This window comes from Acrocarpospora catenulata (assembly GCF_018476525.1).
Classification (GTDB): Bacteria; Actinomycetota; Actinomycetes; order Streptosporangiales; family Streptosporangiaceae; genus Acrocarpospora; species Acrocarpospora catenulata.
The window spans coordinates 141,619-164,047 of the sequence record NZ_JAHCST010000014.1 but is presented as its reverse complement, the minus strand read 5'-3'; the positions used below and the strand labels follow the sequence as shown (position 1 = coordinate 164,047).

Below are 22,429 nucleotides of genomic sequence, written 5' to 3'. Positions count from 1 at the left end.
GGTCCACATCACCCATGGCTAAATTGCGGGCACACGATATCAGATCTCAGATTCCAAAAGCCCGCGAACTGCGGGAACTTGACACGCCATCGTATGCATGGAGGGCGTAAGAGATGTCAGAAGAGCAGACCGGCCAACCCGCGGTGAACGTCGACATCGTCATCGACGGTGGCTGGGTCCTCAGCCTCGACCCGCAACGCCGCATCTTCCAGGACGGTCTGATCGCCATCCGGGACGGTGTGATCGTCGACGTGGGGCGCCGCGCCGATTTGGCCGGCCGCTACCGGGCCGGGCGCGTCATCGACGGCCGGAACAAGGTGACCATCCCCGGCCTCTCCAACGGCCACCGCCACCTGCTCTGCTGCGCCAAAGGCGCGATGCCCGAGGGCGGCACCACCCTGGACGCGCTGCGCCGGTTCATCTACCCGTCCTTCTCCCGGCTGACCGCCGAGGACATGCACACCTACGCCCTGCACGCCACCGCCGAGATGGTGCGCTTCGGCACCACGAGTTTCGAGGAACCCGGCTGCAACCACATCGAGGCGGTCATGACGGCGGTGGCGACCTCCGGCATGCGCTGCCGGATCGGGCCGTGGACCTGGGACCAGAACGGCTCGGCCGGCCCCGACGACCTGCCCGACTGGCTGCGGTTCGACGCCAAGACGGCCATCAAGCGGCTCGAAACGGGCGTGGAGACGGTCCGCGCCTTCGGCAACCCGCGCATCAGGGACGCGGTGACGATCGAAGGCGTCGGCACCTGCTCCGACGAGCTGACCGTGGGCGCGGCCAGGCTGGCCCTGGAGGCCGAGTCGCTGATGGTGATCCACAAGTCCACCAGCGAGCGCGAGGTCGCGCTGGAGCTCAAGATGTACGGACACCGGCCGGTCGAGCACATGCACAAGATCGGCGCGCTCAACGAGCGGGTCATGATGAACCACGTGACCAGCCTGGTGGACTGGGAGGTCGGCCTGATCGCCGACTCCGGCGCCCGGATCTCCCAGAACCCGAGCACCGCGCTGAAGCTCGCCAAGGGCACCACCCAGTTCGGCAAGTGGCCGGAACTGCTGGCCGCCGGGGTCCCGGTCTGCCTGGGCACCGACGCCGAGAACTGCTCCAACCACCAGGACATCACCCGGGCCATCTCGCTGGCCGCCCTGCTGCCGCGGGACGCGCGGCAGGACCCCAACGCCGTCAGCGCCGAGCAGGCGCTGGAGATGGGCACCCTGGGCGGGTCGCGGGTGCTCGGCTGGGACGACGTGGTCGGCGGCATCGAGGCGGGCAAGGCGGCCGACCTCGTCGTCTACGAGGCCGACGACTTCGACTGGCGGCCGCTGCACAACCCCGTCGCCAACCTGGTGTACGGCGCGACCGGCCACTCCGTGCACACCGTCCTGGTCGGCGGCGACATCCTGCTGGACGCCAAGAAGCTCACGAGGGTCGACGAAGGCGCGCTCCGCGAGGAGGTGGAAAGGATCGACCGCCGCGTGCTCAAGGAAATCGGAATCGAGCCCCGCGGCACCTGGCCCATCTACTGACTCCCACCCCCCTCGGGCCCCGAAAAAGGAGCTTCATCGTAATGTCGCGTTCACGACTCTTCACCGCGGCGGTGGCCGCGGGCTCACTGATCCTGGCCACCGCCTGTGGTGCCACGACCGACGAGACCACCGGCGGCGGCGACGGCCAGAAGACCATCCGGGTCGGCGTCGCGCTGGCGGGCCCCCGCAACGACAACGCCTTCTACCAGACCTACCTCGAGGGCGTCACCCAGAACGCCGAGGCGATGAACCTCAAGGTGTCGGTCGTCGACAACCTGACCGACCCGCAGCAGATCACCGACGCGCTGACCAACCTGGCCGCCGACAACGACCTCATCATCGGCGGGGGCAGCGCGCTGGTCGCCGGGGCGAACGCCGTCGCGGCCGCCAACCCCGACACGACGTTCGTGATGTCGGGCGTGGTCAAGGAGGGCGTGAGCAACCTGCACGCCTACATGATGTTGCAGGGCGTGCCCGCCTACGTGGCGGGCGTGCTCGCCGCCGGGACCTCCAAGACCGGAAAGGTCGGCTTCATCGGCGGCGCGCAGATCCCGCCGACCAGCCAGTCCGACATCGACTTCAAGGCGGGCGCCCGCGCCACCAAGCCCGACATCGGGTACGCGGCGGTCACCGTCGGCAGCTTCAGCGACGCCACCAAGGCCAAGCAGGCCGCCGCCGCCCAGATCACCGACGGGGTGGACGTGATCTACGCGTTCGTGGACGCCGGGCTGCCGGGCGTGCTGCAGGCGATCGAGGAGTCGGGCAAGTACGTCAAGGTCTTCAACCCGACCACCGACCGATGCGCGGAGTCCGACGCCCTCATCGGCTACGACTACCAGAACAACCAGCAGCTGGTGACCACGATCCTCCAGGACTACCTGGCCGGAAAACTGCCCGCCGGCACCAAGAAGTACGCGCTGGAGGACCCCAAGATCCAGAAGCTGACGATGTGCCCCAACTCGGCGCAGTTGCAGGCCCAGGCGGACGAGATCACCGCCAAGATCAACGCCGGTGAGATCACGATGCCCGAGGGTGGCTGATAGAAGATGCGCCAGGCCGAGGCCCCCGAGTCACCCGAGTCGTCCGGCAGGGGATTCCTGCGGATGCAGGGCATCACCAAGCGCTACCCCGGAGTCGTCGCCAACGAGGACGTCACCTTCGAGGTGCGCAGCGGGGAGATCCACGCACTGCTCGGCGAGAACGGTGCGGGCAAGAGCACCCTGATGAAGATCCTCGACGGTGTCGCGCAGGCGGACGAGGGCTCCATCTGGATCCGCGGCCGGCAGGTCGCGATCCGGCGGCCGAAGGACGCGCAACAACTCGGCATCGGCATGGTCCACCAGCACTTCATGCTGGTGGACGACATGACCGTGACCGAGAACGTCGCCCTCGCGGCGCCGGGACGACTGGCCGCGCGAGCGGACCTGGCCGCGGTCAGGGACCGGCTCAGGCGGCTCGCCGAGCGACACGGGCTGGCGGTCGACCCGGACGCCAGGATCAGCGACCTGTCGGTCGGCGAGCGGCAGCGGGTGGAGATCGTCAAGCTCCTCTACCGCGACGCCGACCTGCTGGTCCTGGACGAGCCGACCGCCGTGCTCACCGGCGGCGAGTGGCAGCACCTGGCCACGGTGCTGCGCGAGCTGGCCCGGCACGGCAAGTCCGTGGTCATCATCACCCACAAGCTCGGCGAGGTGTTCGACATCGCCGACCGCTGCACCGTGCTGCGCGGCGGCCGGGTGGTCGGCACGGTGACCACCGCCGAGGCGAGCGTGCGGGATCTGGTGCGGATGATGGTGGGCCGGGAGGTCCTGCTCAACGTCCCGCGGGCGGCGGCCGAGCCTGGAGCCGTCGTGCTCGAGGTGCGGGGCGTGCACCTGCGCGACGACGACGGCCGGACCCGGCTGGAGGACGTGAACCTGTCCATCCGGTCGGGCGAGGTGGTCGGCGTCGCCGGGGTCGAGGGCAACGGCCAGACCGAACTGGTCGACATCCTGGCGGGGGCCCGGCAGCCCACCCGGGGCGAGGTGCGGATCGGCGACGTACGGATCGAGCGGCTCGACCCGCGCCAGGCCGCCGCCGCCGGGACCGCCGTGATCCCCGAGGACCGGCACCGGGACGCCGTCGCCCTGTCCCTGTCGCTCGCCGACAACCTCACCGTGAAGAACCTGGGCGAGTCCCGGTTCGCCCGGTGGGGGATCCTGCGGCGGCAGGCCGTCCGCGAGCACTGCCGCAGGCTGGTCCGCGAGTACGACATCCGGGTGCCCGGCATCGACGTGCGGATGCGGCAACTGTCGGGCGGCAACCAGCAGAAGGCGGTGGTGGCCAGGGAGCTGGACCGTGCTCCCCGGCTGCTCATCGCCGCGCAACCCACCCGAGGTCTGGACATCGGCGCGATGGAGTTCGTCTACCGGTGCGTCAACAGGCACCGGGAGCAGGGCGGCGCGACACTGCTGGTGTCCAGCGAGATGGACGAGATCCTGGCCCTGTCGGACCGGGTCGTGGTCATGGTGAAGGGCCGCGTCGCCGGTGTCCTGTCCGGCGCGGAGGCCACCCCTGAGACGGTCGGGCATCTGATGTCCGGCGCGGCGGAAGCGATGGCATGATGTCGGATCGCATTCGTGGACTGCTCATCGCGTGGGCGGTCTCCATCGGCGCGGTGGTGACGGCGCTGCTGGCCTCGCTCGTGGTGGTCGCGCTGGCCGGCAGCTCCCCGGCCGAGGCCGCCCAGGCGCTGTTCGACGGCGCGTTCGGCAGCACGAACAGGACCGCGGCGATGCTGGCCAAGGCGGTGCCGCTGACCCTGGCCGCCCTCGGCTGGGTGCTGGCCTTCTCGGCCCGGCGGATCAACGTCGGGCTGGAGGGCCAGATCCTGGCCGGGGGCGCGGTCGCGGCCACCATCGGGCTGCTGGTCGGCGGCGTCCCCGCCGCCCTGCACCTGCCCCTGCTGGTCCTCGGCGGCATCGCGGGCGGCGCCCTGTGGGCGGGGATCGCCGCCTGGCTCTGGGTCAAGCGCGACGTCAACGAGATCATCGCCACCCTGCTGCTCAACCTGATCATGGTGCAGGCGGTGAGCTGGCTGGTCTCGGGACCGCTGGAGGAGCCGACCCACACGCTCGGCCAGACCGAGCCGATCGCGGCCACCGCGCGGTGGCCGGTCCTGATCCCCGGCACGGTCCTGCACTGGGACCTCCTGCTGGTGCCGTTGCTGGCGGTCGGCCTGTCGTTCTTCCTGCGCGGCACCACGGCCGGGTTCAGGCTCCGGGCCACCGGCGCCAACCCCGCCTTCGCCGCGTACTCCGGCATCAGGACCGCGCGGGTCTCCGCGCTCGCGCTGGTCGCCTCCGGCGGGATCGCCGGGCTGGCCGGGGCCTCGCTCATCGGCGCCACCCCGCAGGCGAACATGGCCGACAACTTCTCCGCCAACTACGGCTTCGAGGGCATCGTGGTCGCCCTGCTCGCCCGCAACTCGCCGCTCGGCTGCATCCCCGCCGCGTTCCTGTTCGCCTCCCTCAAGCAGGGCGGCGGCCTGCTTGAGGCGCGGGCCGGTGTGCCGTCCGGGCTCGTCCTGGTCACCCAGGGGCTGGTCATCATCCTGGTGGCGGGGGCGGGTTATCTGTTCGAACGGCGGCGGACCCGGCGGGTGACCGCCAAGGCCCCGTCCCAGCCCCTGCCGTCCGAGGCGCCCGCCTCGGACCCGACGCGATGAGGAGGCCGGGCGATGGCACCCCTTGACACCGCGTGGCTCGCGATGACCGTGGTCCTCGCGGTGCCCATCCTGCTGGCCGCGGGCGGCGAGCTGGTCTCGCAGCGCAGCGGCGTCATGAACGTCGGGCTCGAAGGGATGATGCTGTTCGGCGCGTTCTTCGGCTTCTTCACGGTCGAGCGGACCGGCTCGACCTGGCTCGGCCTGCTCGCCGGCGTGGCCGCGGGAACCGCCCTCGCGGTGGTGATGGCGCTGCTGGCGGTCACGCTGCGCGCCGACCAGATCGTCGTGGGGGTGGGGATCAACCTGCTGGCCGCGGGCGTCACCATCTTCCTCAACCGGCAGTTGTACCTCGACGCGGGACAGGTCACCGTGGACCGGATGGCCCGGCTGCCGATCCCGCTGCTCGCCGACCTGCCCCTCGTCGGGCCGGTCCTGTTCGACCAGTCGCCGGTGGTGTACCTGTGTTACGCGATCGTCCCGGTCACCGCCTGGGCGCTCTACCGGCGCAGGTGGGGACTGGCGGTGCGGGGCTCCGGCGAGCTTCCCGAAGCGGTCGAGACCGCCGGGATCAACGTCAACCGGGTCCGCTGGGGCGCCGTGCTGATCGCCGGAGGGCTGGCCGGACTGGGCGGCGCGTTCCTGTCGGTCGCCCAGGTCGGGCTGTTCATCGAGGGCATGACCGGCGGCCGGGGATTCCTGGCGCTGGCCGCCGTGGTGTTCGGCAAGTGGCATCCGCGCGGGATGGTGCTGGCCTGCCTGCTGTTCGGCGGGGCCGACGCGCTCCAGCTGCGCCTGCAGAACGCCGAGACGATCCCGCCCGTGGTGTGGCTGGCCGCGGTCGCGGTGGCGGTCGTGTTCCTGGTCCTGCGGCTGCGCCGCGGCGGCGCCAGGGCCGGGTGGGTCCTGGGCGTCGTGGCGGCGGCGTTCGCGGCTCCCCTGGTGCTGGGGATCAGCCTGTCGCTACCCGCGCAGCTGTGGCTGGCCCTCCCCTACATTCTCAGCCTGGCCGCGCTCGCCGGGCTGGTGGGCCGGGCCCGAGTGCCCTCCGCGCTGGCCGAACCCTTCGACCGGCGAGCCCTGTGACGATCATGGAGAACCGTTTGAGCCTGGTCCGCGGCATTCACCACATCGCGTTCGCCGAGGAGACCGGTGCCGTGTGGTCGCGGCTCCTGTGCGACCTGCTCGGCCTGGAGGTGGGGCACACCGAGTCGGCCGCCGGGTTCGTCGAGCGCATGATCCCGGCGGGCGACTGCTGGGTGCAGACGCTGGAGGCGACCGGCGACGGCGTGGTCCGCGACTCGCTGCGCAAGCGCGGCGAGGGATTCCACCATCTCGCGTTCGAGGTGGACGACATCGACGCGACGGTCGCCGCGCTGCGCGCCCGGGGGGTGCGGTTCGTCGACGAACGACCGCGCCCCGGCGGGATGGGGACGCGGATCGCGTTCGCCCATCCCCGCTCGTTCGGCGGCGTCCTGGTGGAGTTCGTCCAGGAACCCGCCACGGGCGGCGGCCCGGCGGGCCCACGCTAGATCAGCGCGGCCCTGGCCGGGCCGGCGCGAAGTGGTCAGCCCGCGAAGCGCCGCTGCGGCACCCCGGTGACCCCGAGCCCGCGTACCGCGAAGATGCCGCCGGCGAGCGGGCCGTCCTTCGGGTAGGGCACCGGCAGGTCGGGGTTGGCCATCGTCGTCACGAACAGCACGTCGAGGTCGGGGCCGCCGAAGGTGACGCTGGTCGGCTTCATGGTGGGTGTCTGGATCCGCCGGTCGAGGGTGCCGTCGGGGGCGTACCTGCGGATCTCGCCCGCGTAGACGGCCACGCTCCACAGGTAACCCTCGGCGTCCACGGTCGCGCCGTCGGGTTGCGCCAGGCCCGTGACGCCCTTGTCCTTGGCGTACGACGCGAACACCCGCTGGTTGCTCAGCGCGCCGGTCGTGGTGTCGTAGTCGAAGGCGTAGATCTCCTCGGCCCAGCTGTCCGAGCAGTACATCGTGGTCCCGTCGGGGCTGAAGCAGGGGCCGTTCGTGATGCCGATGTTCGGGTGGATCTCCGCCGCGGACAGGTCGGGGTCGAGGCGGTAGAGCGAGCAGCCCGTCTCGATCTTCCCGACGAGCCAGTTCGTGCTCGGGTCGATGAGGGCGTAGCTCATGGTGCCCGTGACGAACCGGCCCTGCCGGTCGACCTTGCCGTCGTTCAGCCGGGAGGCCGCCGACGGCTCCGGGTCGACCAGCTTGACCAGCTCGGAGCTGTCGAAGTCGAAGGTGTAGACGCCGTCGTCGAGGGTGACCAGGGCTCCCCCGGCCGCTCTGAGGCTGATCGCGCCGACCATGCCGGGCATCTTCCAGATCTGGATGTTCCCGCCCGCGCCGTCGGCCCGGTAGAGGGCCCCGCCGGTGCTGTCCACCCAGTAGAGGCGCTGCTCGTCGACGTCCCAGACCGGGCTCTCGGCGAGTTCGGTCACCGGGGGTATGAACAAGTCGAACCTCGTCATTGACCTGTCTCCTGTTTCTCAGTCGTAGACGCGCTGCGCGGCGATGGCGGCGAAGTCGTCCTTGTCGTGACCGAAGACGATGCGCGCGTCGAATCGTTGTTCCAGGCTCTTGGTGAAGCGCCAGCTCCGCCACCAGCCGGGGTGGTCCCGCATGATCCAGCCCTGCGGGATGGGCTCCTCGTAGTTCTGCCGCAGCGGGAACTGGTCGCTGGTGAAGATCCAGTGGCCGTGGTTGCGCATCTCCGCGCGCAGCACCAGCAGCCCGTGGGCGTGGCCCGACATCTGGTACAGGGTGATGCCCTCGAACAGGTCCCACTTCTCGCCGTGGATGGGCACCCAGTTGAAGGTCGGGTCGATGTAGTGCGGCAGGTACGGCCCGAAGTCCTCACCGGTCGCCACGTTGTAGAAGGCGTTCTTGAGCTCGATCTCGTGCACGAACACCGGCACGTCGGTGCCACGGAAGAACTCCAGGCCGCCGCCGTGGTCCATGTGCAGGTGGCTGATCACCACCGCCTTGATGTCCGACAGCTCGAACCCGGCCGCGTTCAGCGCGTTGTCCAGGCGGTGCTCCGGCTCGTAAAGGGAGGGCGAGGCCAGCTCGATCGACTCCTTGGGCCACAACCCCTCACGTTCGGGCGCGACCCCCGTGTCGAACAGGATCGGGCCGGCCTTCGGGTGCTCGATGACGTAGGAGCTCATGCTCTGCGTGCACATCGCGGCGGCGTGCTCGGGGTCGCTCGGCATGGCCAGGCCGCCCAGGTAGAGCGGCAGGCCCAGGTCGTTGGTCAGTTCGCCGAGGCTCAGGGGGTGGACGCGGATTCCTCTGCTCACCTGATTTTCCTTTAGCTGTCGAGGACGTTGACGACGGACTTGGCCCCCGAGGTCCCCATGTTGAGCCCCGAGATCCTCAGGGCTCCGGGGTTGTTGCCCAGACGGCGGGCCAGATCGGTCCCGGCCGCCGAGATGCCCCCGTCGACGGCCACACAGGTGCCGGTGATCATCGCGGGCTCGGGGTCGGCGAGGAAGGCCACCGCCTCGGCCACATGCGCGCTGGTCGTCGGCTCCTTGACCGGTTGCAGTGCCAGCGCCTGGTCGACGTGGCTCTGGTCGCGGCCCTTCATCCACATCGGCGTGATCACCGATCCGGGGGCCACCGCGTTCACCCGGATGCGGTGGGCGGCCAGCTCGGCGGCGGTGCTCCAGGTGAGGTTCTGCACGGCCGCCTTGGCCGCCGAGTACGCCTGCGGGCCGGTGCCGCCGTCCCACGCGGCGATCGAGCACATGTTGACGATCGACCCGCCGCCGCCCTGGGCCAGGAACTGGCGGGTGGCGTGTTTGGTGCCCAGGAAGACGCCCCTGGCCAGGATCGCGAACGTGAAGTCCCAGTGGGCGACGTCGAGCTCGTGGATGGGCCCGAACGCGCCGGAGATCCCGGCGTTGTTCACCATGCAGTCGAGGCGGCCGAACCGTTCGACGGCGGTGGCCACCAGGCGGGCCACGTCGTCCTCCACGCTGACGTCGCAGCCGACCCCGGCGACGTCCCCGGCGTCGAAGGACGCGAACGCCTGCTCAAGCGTGACGGGGTTGATGTCGCCGGCGACGACCTTCCAGCCGTCGGCGACCAGCCGTTCCACGATCCCCAGGCCGATGCCGCTGGCTCCCCCGGTCACGGCCGCGACCCTGGGCGTCTTTCCACTCACTGCGTCACCTTTCGTACGGCCGATCGGGAGGTCGAGCCGGTGTCGACCGTGTCGGGCGAGACGCCCGTCGACCGGAGCGACTGGACCCGCACCTTCTGGGTGGCGGTGCGCGGCAGCTCCGGCAGCGCCCGGTAGTAGCGGGGCACGGCGAAGTAGGGCAGGCGCTCGGCGCAGAACGCGCGCAGCGCGGCGGCGTCGAGCGGGCCCGCGTCCAGCACGACCGCCGCCATGACCTCGTCCTCGCCGTAGGAGCTCGGCACCGCGTACACCGCGACCTCCACGACGGAGGGGTGGCGGGCCAGCACGTACTCGACGTCGGCCGGGGCGATGTTCTCGCCCGCGCGGCGGATGACGTCCTTGGCGCGGCCCACGAAGGCGTAGTAGCCCTCGGTGTCCCTGGCGAGCACGTCGCCCGTGGGGAACCAGCCGCCGGCCAGGGTGGCGGCGAACGCCGGGTCCTCCAGGTAACCGAGGGGCAGCGTGCCGGAGCCGGCCGGGCGGACGAACAGCTCGCCCGCCTCACCGGGTGGCACCACCCGGCCCAGCGGGTCGCGCAGCTCGGCCTCCCACTCGCCGAACAGCGACCCGCAGGAGCCCAGCCGGTGCTCGCCGGGAAGCAGCCCGGTGATCAGGCCGGCGTCGGTGAGGCCGTACATCTCGGTGGTGGCGACCCCGAACCTGGCCTCGAACTCGCGGGTCAGTTCGACGGTGACCCCCGAGCGGCGCACCACGCGCAGCCGGTGGGCGCGCTCGGCGGCACGGACCGGCGACTGGACGAGGATCTGCGTGATCGTGCCCAGGGTGCTGGCCGTGGTGGCCCCGTGGGCGGCGATGTCGTCCCAGTAGCGCGAGGCGCTGAACCGTCCGGCGATCACGATGGACGCGCCCGACAGCAGCGACCCCAGCAGGTCGCACATCAGGGCCGCGCCGTGCACCAGCGGCAGGCACGTGTAGACCACGTCGTCCGGGCCGTAGGGCATGCACCTGACCGTCGCGGCGGCGAACTGGAGCGCGGCCCGGTGGCTGTAGACGACCACCTTGGACCGGCCGGTCGTCGTGCCCGAGGTCAGCATCAGCACGGCGGGGTCGTCGGGCCTGGCGGCGTGCGGAGTCAGCGGGGCGACCGGCAGACGGCCGAGCTCGGCCGCGGTGATCGTACGCACGCCGGCCAGTTCCGCGGGGACGGCGGCGTGCGCGTCGACGACGACCAGGGCGGGATCCACGACGCTGAGGACCCGCTCCAGCATCGGCCCCCGGAAGTCGAGGTTGACCGGCAGCACGACCGCCCCCAGGACCACCGCGCCGAAGAACACGTCGAGGAACGCGGCGGAGTTGGGCAGCATGACGGCGACGTGGTCGCCCGGCCGCACACCGAGGCCGCTCAACCGACCGGCCGTGTCCGCGGCCCGGGAGGCCGCCTCCCGCCAGGGGATCGTCTCCCCGCCGACGAACGTGACGCCGCCCGAGTCGGCGGAGCGGAGCAGGGTGACGAGCGTCGGGTCAGTCATCGGCCTCTCCCCGCAGGACGAAGTCGATCCGCGCCTCGGCGGCGTTGCGGTGGTCGGCCACGACTCTCGCGCCGACCCGCACCTGGTCCTCGCCGGCGTCCAGAATGTTGGCGATGAGGCGCACGCCCGGCGCGTCGTCGAGTTCGACGAGCGCGATGACGTACGGCACCCGGTCGCGAAGGCCAGGCGTGAAGGCGTGCCGGGCCCAGGTGAAGGAGTAGACGGTGCCGACGCCGTCCGAGCGCTGCCAGACGACCTCGGTGTGCCGGCATCCCGGGCAGAACCCGGACGGCGGCTGGCGGAACCGGCCGCACGCGGCGCACCGGCAGGTGACCAGCGAACCGGCGAGCAGGGCGTCCCAGAAGGGCAGGGTGTCCTTCGTCGGGTAGAGCCCGAGCCGGGCGAGCTTCTCCATCGTCTCCATGTCAGCTGTCTTCATGTCAGCGCACCGCCCCGAGCAGAGAGCCGCTCACCGGCAGCGCGGCGGGGCCGCCGGTGACCAGGGCCACCTCCGCACCCGGCACCTGGTTGGCGCCCTCGCCGCGCACCTGGCGCACGGCCTCGGTGACCAGGCTGAAGCCGATGAGGTAGCCGTTGGACAACTGGCCGCCGTTGGGGTTGACCGGGATGGCGCCGTCCATGCGGATGTTGCCGTCCAGGACGAAGTCGTTGGATTCCCCCACGCCGCAGAAGCCGTAGTCCTCCAGTTGCAGCAGGACCATCGGCGAGAAGTGGTCGTAGATCATCGCCACGTCGACGTCGGCGGGGGTGATGCCCGCCCGCTCGTACATGCGCCGGGCGACGCCGCGGTGGCCGGAGGAGGAGAAGATCTCGTCCGGCATGTTCAGCCACATGATGCCCTGGCCCCAGTCGCCCTCGCCGCCGTGGACCGAGGCGAGCACCTCCACCGGGGTCGGCCGCAGGTCCCTGGCGCGCTCCAGGGACGTCACCAGCACGACCCCGGCGCCCTCCGACTCCACACAGCAGTCGTAGAGGCAGATGGGGTCGCTGATCATCCGGGCGTTGAAGTAGTCGTCGCGGGTCATCGGCTTGGTCATCAGCGAACCGGGGGTCTTGCGGGCGTTGTCCCTGAAGGTCGTCGCCACCTCGGCGAACGCCTCGCGGGTGGTGCCGTACTTGTGCATATGGCGCTGGGTGATCAGGGCGAACATCTGGGCGGGGGCCACCAGGTCGGCGGGCCTGAGGAAGTCGTCCTCGGGGGCGGCGTGGTTGTAGAGGGGACCGCCGCCGACGCCGTCGCGGGCGTAGGCCGCGCCGAACCGGGTGCCGATCTGCTGGAAGGCCATCGGGCAGGCCACGACGGTGGCCATGCCCGACCGGATGGCGGCGGCGGCCAGGCCCAGGGTGCCCGCCGAACCGCCGCCCGCGCCCGACAGGGACGCGCAGAAGGTGATCTCCTTGATGCCCAGGGTCTGGGCGAGCAGTCCGGCGTCGACGCCGCCCCGGTAGAAGGCGAAGCCGTCCACGTCGGTGACGGGGATTCCCGCGTCGGCGCAGGCCGACGTCAACGCCTGGCAGGTCAGGTCGATCTCGGTCAGGGGCGCCGACTGGCCTCGGGGCCAGATGGTGGTCTGGCCCACCCCGGCGATGGCTACACGCTGATCTGTCACTTAGGACTTCCCACTTCCACCGTTTCGGTCCGACCCTTGTTCGGGAGCCTAGGTTCGGACCTATCCATAGTCAATCGATTGCATTAACCGGTATCAGAACAGTTCCCACCACTGTGTGCGGTCGAGCCCGCCCAGGTCGCGCGCCGGGCCGCGGTGCACGGTCCGGCCCGACCTGATGACGACCGCCTCGTCCGCGACGCCCAGGGCCTTGGTCACGTTCTGCTCGACCAGCACCACCGCCAGGGACTCCTCGTCCGCCAGGCGGCGCACCGAGGCGAAGAGCTGGTCCTGGATGGCCGGGGCCAGGCCCAGGGACGGCTCGTCGAGCAGCAGCACCGAGGGGGCGCGCATCAGCGCCATGCCGATGCTGAGCATGCGCTGCTGGCCGCCGCTGAACAGCCCGGCCGTGACGCGCCGCCGCTCGGCGAGCACGGGGTAGTAGCCGAAGGCCCGCGCCATACGCTCCGGGGCCTCGGCCCGCGCTCTGGCCGGCGTGGCCAGCAGCAGGTTCTCCTCGACGGTCAGGTCGGGGTAGACGAACCGCTCGGCCGGGACGTACGTGGTGAAGCCCGACCGGAGCGCCGCGGCGGTCGAACCGCCCGCGCAGCTCACCTGGCCGGCCTGCGGTCTCATCAGCCCGGCCAGGGTCCTGAGCAGCGTCGTCTTGCCCGCGCCGTTGTGCCCGAGCACCGCGAGCACCCGCCCGGCCGTGGCCGCCACGCTCACCTCGTGCAGGACACGCTTGCGGCCGTACCCCGCCGAGACGCGGTCGCAGGAGAGCGGCACGGCGGTCATGACGCCGCCCCGAAGTAGACGTCGGCGAACTCCGGCCGCCCGAGCAACTCCTCGACCGTACCGGTAGCGGTCAGCGCGCCCGACTCCATGAAGAAGACGTGGGTGGCCAGGCGGCTCACGACGTGCAGGCTGTGCTCGACGATGCAGATCGTGTGGCCGTCGTCGCGCAGCCGTTCGAGCAGTTCCATGATCGAGTCAACCCATCTCTCGTCGACGCCGCTCAGCGGCTCGTCCAGCAGCAGCACCTCCGCGCCGGAGGCGAGCGTGCGGGCCAGGGCGACGAGCTTCTGCTCCGCGAACGACAGGTCGCCGACCGGGCCGGCATGGCCGGGGTCCACGCCGACGTACCCGAGCCAGTGGCGGGCCGTGCGCCGGGCCGTGCGCTCGCCCCGCCGGGTGGCACGCGGGTGGAGCAGCGCGCTGGTCAGGTCGGCGCCGTGCCGGGCCGGGACGGCCGCCGCCACGCTGTCCAGCGGCGACATGGTCGCGAAGGAGCGCACGTCCTGGAAGGAGCGGACCAGCCCGAGCCGGGCCCGCCGGGCCGGCGACATCGCGGTGACGTCGACATCGCCGACGAACACCCGGCCCCGTTCCACCGGCAGGAACCCGGTCAGCGCGTTGAACAGCGTCGTCTTGCCCGCGCCGTTGGGCCCCACCAGGGCGGAGATCTGCCGCTCCGGCAGGGCGATCGTGACCCCGTCGAGCGCGACGACCCCGCCGAAGTGTTTGGTCAGGCCCTCGGCGCGCACCGTGACTTCCCTGGTGACGGCGGGGCTCTCCTCCCCGGCCTCGCCCGACCCGGCGAACAGGCCGGAGACGATCCGGCCACCCGGACGGCGGCGCACCAGCCCGCCCGGCCTGGCCAGCACCATGACGACCAGCAGCACGGCGAAGATGATCTGGCTGTAGGTGCCCGCGCGGTCGGCCGGCAGGCCCGCGAACTGGAGTGCGCGCGGCAGCACGGTCACCAGGACGGCCCCGAGGACCGGGCCGGTCAGGGTGCCCGTGCCGCCGACGATGACCATGATGATGATCAGAAGCGTCTGGTTGAAGTTCCACATCGCGGGCGAGGTCACCTGGTTGTAGTACGCGCTGGTCGCCCCGGCGACCCCGGCCAGACCGGCGGCCAGCGTGAACACCTGCAACCGCAGCAACTGGACCGGCAGCCCGAGCGCGCCGGCCGCCGTGGGCTCGTCCCCCACCGCGCGCAACCGCCGCCCGTACGGCGAGCGGGTGAGATACCAGCAGACCGCCACCACCGCGCAGAACCCCAAAGCCAGGTACGGCAGCCAGTCCGACGGCCGCAGCAGCGTCCGGCCCGCCACGCTCACCCGCTCGATGCCGAGCAGCCCGTAGGCCCCGCCCAGGTCGGGCGCGCTGGTGACGACGGCGGTGAACAACGCCCCGATGCAGAGGGTGAGCAGGATGAGGAACTCGTCCATCAGCCCGAGCGACGGCAACCCGACGACGAACCCGCAGGCCAGCGCCAGCCCCGCGCCGATCGCCACACACACGGGGAACGGCAGGCCCTGCTGGACGGAGAACCAGGTGGCGCCGTACGCGCCCACCCCGGCGAACGCCGCGTGGGCCACCGAGATGTGGCGGGTGTAGCCGAGCAGCAGGTTGATCGACAGGGCCAGCATGCCCGCGATGAGGCAGCCGTTGACGATGTCGAGCTGGATCTGGGGGTTCATGCGAGGTCTCCCACTCCGGCGCGCCTGGTCGACCAGGCGACGAACCACCGGCTGGCCAGCGCCGCCCGTACGACCAGGAGCAGGAACAGCACCCCGAAGATCGTGATCTGGGTCTGCGCCGGGCTCATGACGTTGAGCAGCAGGCGCTCGGTGACGCCGACCGCCAGTCCCGGCACGAGCGCGTGGTGGAAGGGCCGCCCCAGGCCGGTCACGAAGGCGATCACGAAGCCGTAGAACGCCGGAGCCAGCCCCATGTCGGGGGTGGCGGCGGTGCGCAGCGCGGCGAAGACGCCCAGGCCGCCGACGGCTCCGCAGCCGAGGGCGAAGACCAGCACGTACACCCGCCGGGGGTCCATGCCGTGCACGGTGGCCAGCTCCCGGTTCGAGCGCACCCCCCGGACGCGCAGGCCCGCGCCGGTCAGGACGAGCAGCAGGTGGATCACCACGAGCGTCAGCCCGACGTAACCGGCCTGCCACAGGTTCAGCTTCGTCAGGGTCACGCCGAACAGGGAGATCTGCGCGTCGGCGAACCCGTCCACCCGGCGCACCCCGCCGCCGGACGACAACACCAGCCGCAGCACCGCCTCGGTCACCGACATCAGCGCGAAGGCGACCACGAAGATGTTGAGCAGGGCGCTGGCGGGGGCGGCCCGTTCCACCCGGCGGTAGAGGCCGGCTTCGATCAGCGCCCCGCCGGCGGCCCCGGCGGCGATCCCGGCGGCGACGGCCAGCGGCCAGGGCGCCACCAGCGAGACCACGACCGCCGCGTACGCGCCGAGCAGGTAGTTGACGCCGATCGCGAAGTGGAAGCGGCCGGTCGTGCCGACGATGAGGATCAACGAGGCACCGAGGAGCGCATAGCCCAGGCCGGAGACGCCCCCTTCGAGCAAGGCACCGACGGTGTCGCGCATAAGATCAGCCCAGGAGCTTGAAGTCGGAGCCCGACACGTCGAACGTGGCCACCGCGACCACCGTGCCGTTCTTCTGGGTGTAGATCCCCGAGGGGCGCTTGCTGACCGAGTGGGTGGTGGTGTCGAAGGAGATCACCCCCGGCTCCGCGCCGCTGCCGCCGTAGACGCTGGGGAAGACCGGGTCGGACTCGAACGCGGCCAGCAGTTCCGAGCCCTTCGCGGGGTCGCCGCCCTTGGCGTTGACCCGGCGCACGCACTCCCACAACACGAGGGTGTCCTCGTAGAAGTTGGCCGACAGGCTGGTCGGGTCCGACTGGTGCTTCTGCTTGTAGGACTCGGTGAAGTAGCGGCCGAAGTCGCTGGTCGCGGTGGTGCCGTCGAAGTAGTCGTAGCAGAAGTGGTAGTTGGCCAGGGCGTCGGAGCCGGCGACGGTCTGGTAGGTCTTCGGGGTGAAGTTGGTGGTGCTGACGAAGACGACGTCCTTGCGCCCGGTCACCGAGTACTGCTTCAGGAACGCGGCGATGCTGACGTCGTCGAGCACCGAGATGACGACCGCGTTGGCCCCCGACGACTCGATCTCGCGGATCTGCGCGCTGTAGTCGGTGTTGGCCGGGGCCGAGGAGACGTGGGCGGCGGGGCTGAAGCCCGCGGCCGTGATCGCCTTGCGCGAGGACTCCAGCAGGTCGGTGGTGGACGGGCCGAGGTCCCAGGTCAGGTGGCCGACCTTGGTGATCTCGGGATGGGCCTGCTTGAACCACTGGAACGTGCCCGGGTAGATGTCGTCGGGGATGATGATGCGCGCGCCGTAGAAGTAGGGCTTGCCCTGCGCGAAGGTGCCCGTGCCGCCCGCGCCGTCGAGCGTGAGCATCTGGTACTGCTCGATGCCCGGCACCTGCGAGCCCAGGTTCGCGATGTACGAGCAGAGCATCGCGGGCGTGCCCGACAGGCCCAGGTCCTTGGTGGCGTCGATGCCCGCCTGCGGGTCGCCGCTCTTGTTGTCCTTGTACTGCGGCTTCCACTGGAGGGCGCCCGCGCCGGCCAGGTGGGCGACGGCGAGTTCGACGCCGTTCTTCATCTCCGAGGCGTACGCCGAGCCGGACCCGGACGACGGCAGGACCACCCCCAGGTCGAGCGTGGCGCCCTTGCCCGCGTGCTGGTCGATGGTCAGGAACTTGCCGAGTTCGGAGGTGGTGCCCGCGGGCGCCGCACCCTCCGGGGAGCCCCCCTCGCCACAGGCCGCCAGAACGATGGACCCGCCGACGGCCAGGCCGCTGAGTTGGAGGAAACGTCGCCGGTCCAGGCCCCGAGAGCATCGAAGATCAGTCATGGGGGGTCCTTTCTTGCATGGTCGGCATCGACCGAGTGCCGAAACCGTACGACCACGCAAGCCGTCACGTCAATCGATTGCAATGACAGACCGGTAGGATGATACTGCGATGTCCGGAGACGGATCGCGAAGAGTTGGGGGAAGCACACCAGATGACCCAGATCACGATGAAGCACCTGGCTGAGTCGCTCGGTCTGAATCCCGCGACGGTCTCGCGGGCCCTCGACCCCGACAAATCCCACCTGGTCGCCGAGGCGACGCGGCTGCGGGTGGTGCGCGCGGCCGAGGAGATCGGCTACACCCCCGACCCGGCGGCGGCCAGCACCCGCAGGCGGCGCTCCTCGACGGTCGGCGTGCTTGTCCCCGACCTGGCCAACGAGGCGATCATCAACGTGTTCCGCGCGGTCGGCGAGGTGCTGGAGCGCAACGACCTGACGGCCCTGATCGCCGAGTCGGCCGACTCCCCCGAACGCAGCCGCCGCACGCTGGAGCGGTGCCGGGCCCGCCGGGTCGAGGCGATCATCTCCCTGGCCGCCACCGAGGCCGACGCCGACCTGATGGCCAGCCTGGCCCGCACCATCCCGACGGTGCTGGCGATCCGCACCCTCGACTCCGTCAAGCTCCCCACGGTGTGCTGCGACGACGTGAAGGGAGCCGCGCTGGTCGCCAACCACCTCGCCGATCTCGGGCACACCCGGATGGTGCAGCTCATGGGGCCGCCGGAGTCGGCCACCTTCCGCAACCGCGCGCGCGGCTTCGAGACGGCGGCCAGGCTGCGGGGCATCACGCCCGCGCCCACGCTGTCCGCCGCCCACGCCACGGCCGCCGAGGGACGGCGGCTGGGCGAGCGGCTCTTCTCGGTGCCCCGCGACCAGCTGCCCACCGCGGTCTTCGCCCACAACGACCCGATGGCCCTGGGCCTGATCGAGGCGGCCAGGGTGGCCGGCCTGCGGGTGCCGCGCGACCTGTCGGTGGTCGGCTACAACGACACGACGATGGCCAGGGACTTCTCCCTGCCGCTGACGACCGTGCGCTACCCGGCCCACGACGTCGGCACCCAGGCGGGCACCCTCGCGGTGTCGCTGATCAACGGCGGCGCGCCCCCCAAAAAGCCGCTGGTCTTCCCTCCCCAGCTCGTGGTGCGCGAGTCCAGCGCGCGCCCGCCCGCGCGCTGACCCTCACCACTCGATCGCCGAGACCGGGCACTCGTCGGCGGCCTGGCGCATCAGGTCGCCGTCCGCCGAGCCCCCGGGGTCGGCGTGGCCCTGGCCCTCGACGAGGGAGAACACCCCGGGGGCCAGGCGCACGCAGTTGGCGGACCCCACGCAGACGTCCCGGTCGACGACCGGCCGCACCACGTCACTCATCCGAGGACTCCTTCAGGTCGGTGATGGTGACCTCAAGGCGTTCGAGGCCACGGGTGAGCAGGTTGGGCTGCCACTCCAGGTCGCCGGCCAGGGTGAGCCCCCGCGTGCGGCGCAGCAGGATGGGCAGCGCGAGCCGGGCCTCCAGGCGGGCCAGCGGCGCGCCCAGGCAGTAGTGGGGCCCGGAGCCGAACGCGGTGTGCGCGCCCGCGTTGGCCCGGGTGAGGTCCAGCACGTCGGGGTCGGCGAACACGGCGGGGTCGCGGTTGGCGGCCGACTGGAGCAGCAGCACCCTGTCCCCCTCGGCGACCTGGGTGCCGGCCACCTCGACGTCCTCCAGGGCGATCCTGATGACGGTCTTGGCCGGGCTGTCGTAGCGCAGCAGCTCCTCCACGGCCCGCCCGGCGTCGGCCTCGCCCGACCGCAGCGCCTCGGCGGCCGCCGGGTTGGCCAGCAGCGCCACGACCGAGTTGCAGATCAGGTTGGTGGTCGTCTCGTGGCCCGCGAACAGCAGCAGGATCGCGTGGGCCACGATCTCCAGGTGGGTCAGCCTGTCCTGCCTGCTGCCCGCCTCGATGAGGTGGGAGATCAGGTCGTCGCGCGGGTCTACCTCCCGCTGGGCGATCAGATCGGCGACGTACGCCGACAACTCCTCGGTCGCGCGGGCGGCCGACTCGTGCCTGCCCTCGACGTCGCTGGCCGCGAACACCAGCGCCGACAGGCCCTGCGACCACTCCTTGAACTGGTCGCGGTCCTCGACCGGCACGCCGAGCATGCCCGCGATGACGGTGGCGGGCAGCGGGAAGGCGAAACGCTGCAGCAGGTCGAACGGCTCACCGACCGGGAAGGTGTCGACGAACCCGTCGGACAGCTCCACGACCAGGCCCCCCATGTTCTTGACCACCCGGGGGCTGAACGCCGCCTGCACCAGCGACCGGAGGCGGCCGTGGTCGGGGCCCTCCTTGAGGCTCATCCACTCCTGGGCGACGCGGTAGAACGTCGCCGCCGCCCGCGCCTCCGGGCTGTCGCCGTGTTTCTCCAGGTAGGTGCCCACCCGGTTGGCGGTGAAGCGGGGGTCGCGGAGCAGGGCAGTGACGTCGGCGTGGCGGGTCGCCACCCACGCCTTGTGCCGGGAACTCCAGGAAAGGCCCGGTCTGCTCCGGGTCCCGGCGAGGAAGGTGTACGGATCCGCTATCGCGTCGGGGGCGAGGAGGTCGAGGGCTTCCAATGCTGTGCTCACGTGCTCATCCCTTACTTGTCGCGGCAGATGTGGCGGATCTCGGCGAGGAGCGCGTCCGCCGACGGCAGCCACTCCCGCTCCAGCGGTGGTGAGTAGGGTACGGGCGAGAAACGCCCGGCCAGCCGCCTGGGCGGCGCGTCCAGGCTCCAGAAGCCCGCGTCGGCGGCCTCGGCGAGGATCTCGGCGGAGATGCCGAACTCGCGCACGGCCTCGCTGTAGACGATGATGCGGGAGGTCTTGGCCAGCGAGCCGAGCACGGTCTCGCGGTCCCACGGGCTGACCGTCCGCAGGTCGACGACCTCAACGGAGATGCCGTGCTCGCGGGCCCGCTCGGCGACCTCGAGCGCGGTCCAGACGCCGTGCGACACACTCACCACGGTGACGTCCTCCCCTTCCCGGGCGATGCGCGCCCGGCCCAGGGGCACCCGGTAACCGGGCGGCGGCTCGGCGGCCGGCTTCTCGTAGAGCAGCCGGTTCTCGATCACGACGACGGGGTCGGGCGATTCGATCGCCGAACGCAGCAGGCCGTAGTGGTCCTCGGGGGCCGAGGGCATCACCACGACCAGGCCGGGGATGTGGGCGAGCAGCGCCTCCAGGCTCTGCGAGTGTTGGGCGGCCGAGGAGCGGCCGACGCCGTACTGGGTGCGCACGGTGAGGCCGACGCGGGCCGCGCCGCCGGTCATGAAGCGCAGCTTCGCCGCCTGGTTCAGCAGCTGGTCGAGGCAGACGCCGACGAAGTCGAGGTACATGATCTCGACAACGGGCGACAGTCCGTCCATGGCCGCGCCGACGGCGGCGCCGACGATGGCCGACTCGGAGATCGGCGTGTCGATCACCCGGCCGGGGAAGCGGGCCGCGAGCTCGCGGGTCAGCCCGAACACGTTGCCGCCCGCCCCGACGTCGATGCCGGCCAGGAAGACGGCCGGGTCGTCGGCGAGCGCGTCGCCCATCGCCTTGCGCAGCAGCCGGCTCACCCGGGTGGCGGCTCCCGGGGCGGGCGGTTCCTTCTCCGGTTGCGGGTAGACGCCCGCCAGCGGCGAGACCACCTGATCAGGGTCGGGCCAGGGGGCCCGCGCGGCGGCGGCCAGCGCCTCCTCAACCGAGGCGTGTTCCTCCCGCTCCCAGCGTTCGACGTCGGCGACCGGCACTCCCCCGTCGGCCAGGGCCCGCCTGGCCAGGTCGAGCGGGTCGGCGAAGGCGGCGTCGGCCTCGGCCGAGCGGTAGCGCTGCGGGTCGCCCTCGTAGTGGCCGCGCAGGCGCAGGGTGCGGGCGACCAGCAGGGCCGGACCCGCACCGGCCCTGACCTCGCCCGCCATCCGGGCGGCAATCGTGTGCACGGCCTCCACGTCGTTGCCGTCGACCACCTCGACCGGCAGGCCGTAGGCGCGGGCCCGCTCCGCCAGCGGCACCGGGTGCTGCGCGCCGGTCGGGGAGAACTCCGAGTAGCCGTTGTCCTCGCAGACCAGCAGCAGCGGGAGCGACAGGCAGGCCGCGAGGTTGGCCGCCTCGTGGAAGGCCCCGGTGGCCACGGCCCCGTCGCCGAAGAACGCCACCGCCACCCGCCGCTGGCCCCGCAGCTTCATGGCCAGGGCGGCGCCGCCCGCGATCGGCACCCCCGCGCCGACGATGCCGTTGGCGCCGAAGACGCCGAGCCGGGGGTCGGCGATGTGCATGGAGCCGCCCATGCCGCCGCAGGTGCCGGTGGCCCGGCCCATCAGCTCGGCGAACATCGCCGCGACGTCGGCCCCCTTGGCGATCGCGTGGCCGTGGCCCCGGTGGGTGGAGGTGATCACGTCGCCGGGCTCCAGCGCGTGGCAGACGCCGACCGCGACGGCCTCCTGCCCGGTCGACAGGTGCACGAAGCCGGGGATGAGCCCGTCCCGGTAGAGCCGGGCCGCGTGGTCCTCGAACAGGCGGATCCGCACCATCGCCCGGAACCTGGCCGCCGCCCCCGTCATGTCGACTGGCCGGCGGCCAGGTGGGTCACGAACCAGTCGGTCGCGTGGGCGGCGGCCTTCTCCAGCTTCGCGCGGTCGCTGTAGAGGGTCATGTGGGTCGTGTGCGGGAGGATCTCCAGGCGCTTGACGGGGGAGGGGATGGCGTTGAACGCCTCGATCTCCAGGTCCCACAGGGTCAGGTCGTCACCCTCGGCCACGATCATGAGCACCGGGTTCTGGAGCAGGCGGCCCAGGAACGGCCCGACGTGGTACTCCATGAGCAGGGCCACCGACTCGACGGTGCTGCGGTTCTCGTACGCGGGCGCCTCGCTGGCCTTGAGCGCGGCGAAGGTCTCGTACGTCTCGGGGAACGGCCAGGCGGAGATCTCCTCGTGGGGCACCGCGGCGGCGTGCGGCAGGTAGAGCCGTTTGCCCGAGCCGCCGGCGCGCAGCCTGCGGTCCTCCTCGACCAGGGCGAGCAGCCTGCGGAAACCCATCGTGCCGTGCACCCGCCGCATGTTGCGGTAGCCGTCGACCACCGGGATCTGGCTGGTAACATGTTGAGGATCTCGTCCAACAGGCCGCCCCGGTAG

At 71.5% G+C, this 22,429-nt stretch carries 21 protein-coding genes; 7 read left to right on the top strand and 14 right to left on the bottom strand.

The genetic code is table 11. From position 1 onward, the window contains the following. Positions 1 to 113 precede the first annotated feature (113 nt). The 6 genes from KIP79_RS17465 to KIP79_RS17440 are packed head-to-tail and all read left to right on the top strand — an operon-like array spanning position 114 to position 6,770. Positions 114 to 1,535 (top strand): amidohydrolase family protein, encoded by a 1,422-nt coding sequence (locus KIP79_RS17465; protein WP_214105878.1) that lies wholly within the window; start codon positions 114 to 116, stop codon positions 1,533 to 1,535. 41 nt (positions 1,536 to 1,576) lie between these two features. Then, the gene (locus KIP79_RS17460; RefSeq protein WP_214105877.1) at positions 1,577 to 2,575 is read left to right on the top strand and encodes a BMP family ABC transporter substrate-binding protein; all 999 of its coding nucleotides are present in this window, start codon (positions 1,577 to 1,579) and stop codon (positions 2,573 to 2,575) included. 6 nt (positions 2,576 to 2,581) lie between these two features. Further along, entirely contained in the window at positions 2,582 to 4,138 is a 1,557-nt protein-coding gene (locus tag KIP79_RS17455) for an ABC transporter ATP-binding protein (protein WP_214105876.1), read from the top strand. After that, entirely contained in the window at positions 4,135 to 5,241 is a 1,107-nt protein-coding gene (locus tag KIP79_RS17450) for an ABC transporter permease (RefSeq protein ID WP_214105875.1), read from the top strand. Before KIP79_RS17455 ends, KIP79_RS17450 begins: the two co-directional genes overlap by 4 nt. 12 nt (positions 5,242 to 5,253) lie before the next feature. Beyond that, positions 5,254 to 6,324 carry an ABC transporter permease gene (locus KIP79_RS17445; protein ID WP_214105874.1) on the top strand — a complete coding sequence of 357 codons (1,071 nt, stop codon included), beginning with the start codon at positions 5,254 to 5,256 and terminating at the stop codon, positions 6,322 to 6,324. Between the two features lie 5 nt (positions 6,325 to 6,329). Then, positions 6,330 to 6,770, top strand: a complete 441-nt coding sequence (locus KIP79_RS17440) for a VOC family protein (protein WP_214105873.1) — start codon at positions 6,330 to 6,332, stop codon at positions 6,768 to 6,770. Positions 6,771 to 6,805: 35 nt separating this feature from the next. On the opposite strand, the gene KIP79_RS17435 is transcribed toward KIP79_RS17440, so the two are convergent. The 10 genes from KIP79_RS17435 to KIP79_RS17390 all read right to left on the bottom strand — a co-directional run bounded on the left by KIP79_RS17435 (position 6,806) and on the right by KIP79_RS17390 (position 17,295). Beyond that, the gene (locus KIP79_RS17435) at positions 6,806 to 7,729 is read right to left on the bottom strand and encodes an SMP-30/gluconolactonase/LRE family protein (RefSeq protein ID WP_214105872.1); all 924 of its coding nucleotides are present in this window, start codon (positions 7,727 to 7,729) and stop codon (positions 6,806 to 6,808) included. An 18-nt stretch (positions 7,730 to 7,747) separates the two neighbouring features. Next, positions 7,748 to 8,560: an N-acyl homoserine lactonase family protein gene (locus KIP79_RS17430; protein ID WP_214105871.1), complete on the bottom strand. Its 813-nt coding sequence runs from the start codon at positions 8,558 to 8,560 to the stop codon at positions 7,748 to 7,750. Positions 8,561 to 8,571: 11 nt separating this feature from the next. Further along, positions 8,572 to 9,429, bottom strand: a complete 858-nt coding sequence (locus tag KIP79_RS17425) for an SDR family NAD(P)-dependent oxidoreductase (RefSeq protein ID WP_214105870.1) — start codon at positions 9,427 to 9,429, stop codon at positions 8,572 to 8,574. Beyond that, complete coding sequence (locus KIP79_RS17420; RefSeq protein WP_214105869.1) at positions 9,426 to 10,937, bottom strand: AMP-binding protein; 1,512 nt, start codon at positions 10,935 to 10,937, stop codon at positions 9,426 to 9,428. Before KIP79_RS17420 ends, KIP79_RS17425 begins: the two co-directional genes overlap by 4 nt. Next, the gene (locus KIP79_RS17415; protein ID WP_214105868.1) at positions 10,930 to 11,376 is read right to left on the bottom strand and encodes a Zn-ribbon domain-containing OB-fold protein; all 447 of its coding nucleotides are present in this window, start codon (positions 11,374 to 11,376) and stop codon (positions 10,930 to 10,932) included. The genes KIP79_RS17420 and KIP79_RS17415 overlap by 8 nt, the downstream gene beginning before the upstream one ends. A 1-nt stretch (position 11,377) precedes the next feature. Then, a complete protein-coding gene (locus tag KIP79_RS17410; protein ID WP_214105867.1) occupies positions 11,378 to 12,568 on the bottom strand; it encodes a thiolase C-terminal domain-containing protein in 1,191 nt (396 codons plus the stop codon). Between the two features lie 93 nt (positions 12,569 to 12,661). Continuing rightward, the gene (locus KIP79_RS17405; RefSeq protein ID WP_214105866.1) at positions 12,662 to 13,363 is read right to left on the bottom strand and encodes an ABC transporter ATP-binding protein; all 702 of its coding nucleotides are present in this window, start codon (positions 13,361 to 13,363) and stop codon (positions 12,662 to 12,664) included. Beyond that, a complete protein-coding gene (locus tag KIP79_RS17400; RefSeq protein WP_214105865.1) occupies positions 13,360 to 15,057 on the bottom strand; it encodes a branched-chain amino acid ABC transporter ATP-binding protein/permease in 1,698 nt (565 codons plus the stop codon). The genes KIP79_RS17405 and KIP79_RS17400 overlap by 4 nt, the downstream gene beginning before the upstream one ends. Next, the gene (locus KIP79_RS17395) at positions 15,054 to 15,968 is read right to left on the bottom strand and encodes a branched-chain amino acid ABC transporter permease (protein ID WP_214105864.1); all 915 of its coding nucleotides are present in this window, start codon (positions 15,966 to 15,968) and stop codon (positions 15,054 to 15,056) included. Before KIP79_RS17395 ends, KIP79_RS17400 begins: the two co-directional genes overlap by 4 nt. Positions 15,969 to 15,972: 4 nt before the next feature. Then, entirely contained in the window at positions 15,973 to 17,295 is a 1,323-nt protein-coding gene (locus KIP79_RS17390) for an ABC transporter substrate-binding protein (RefSeq protein ID WP_214105863.1), read from the bottom strand. 152 nt (positions 17,296 to 17,447) lie between these two features. Between KIP79_RS17390 and KIP79_RS17385 the strand changes: the two genes are divergently transcribed. Next, positions 17,448 to 18,470, top strand: a complete 1,023-nt coding sequence (locus KIP79_RS17385; protein WP_214105862.1) for a LacI family DNA-binding transcriptional regulator — start codon at positions 17,448 to 17,450, stop codon at positions 18,468 to 18,470. Between the two features lie 3 nt (positions 18,471 to 18,473). Here the strand turns inward: KIP79_RS17385 and KIP79_RS17380 are convergent, their stop codons facing one another. The 4 genes from KIP79_RS17380 to KIP79_RS47050 form a co-directional block, all read right to left on the bottom strand. After that, on the bottom strand, positions 18,474 to 18,662 hold the full coding sequence (locus KIP79_RS17380; protein WP_214105861.1) for a ferredoxin: 189 nt from the start codon (positions 18,660 to 18,662) through the stop codon (positions 18,474 to 18,476). Further along, a complete protein-coding gene (locus KIP79_RS17375; RefSeq protein ID WP_214105860.1) occupies positions 18,655 to 19,899 on the bottom strand; it encodes a cytochrome P450 in 1,245 nt (414 codons plus the stop codon). The genes KIP79_RS17380 and KIP79_RS17375 overlap by 8 nt, the downstream gene beginning before the upstream one ends. A gap of 11 nt (positions 19,900 to 19,910) precedes the next feature. After that, positions 19,911 to 21,827, bottom strand: a complete 1,917-nt coding sequence (locus tag KIP79_RS17370) for an alpha-ketoacid dehydrogenase subunit alpha/beta (RefSeq protein ID WP_214105859.1) — start codon at positions 21,825 to 21,827, stop codon at positions 19,911 to 19,913. Positions 21,828 to 21,853: 26 nt separating this feature from the next. Continuing rightward, positions 21,854 to 22,429 (bottom strand): alpha/beta hydrolase family protein (locus KIP79_RS47050; protein WP_250213364.1); only part of this gene is annotated, 576 nt, incomplete at its 5' end.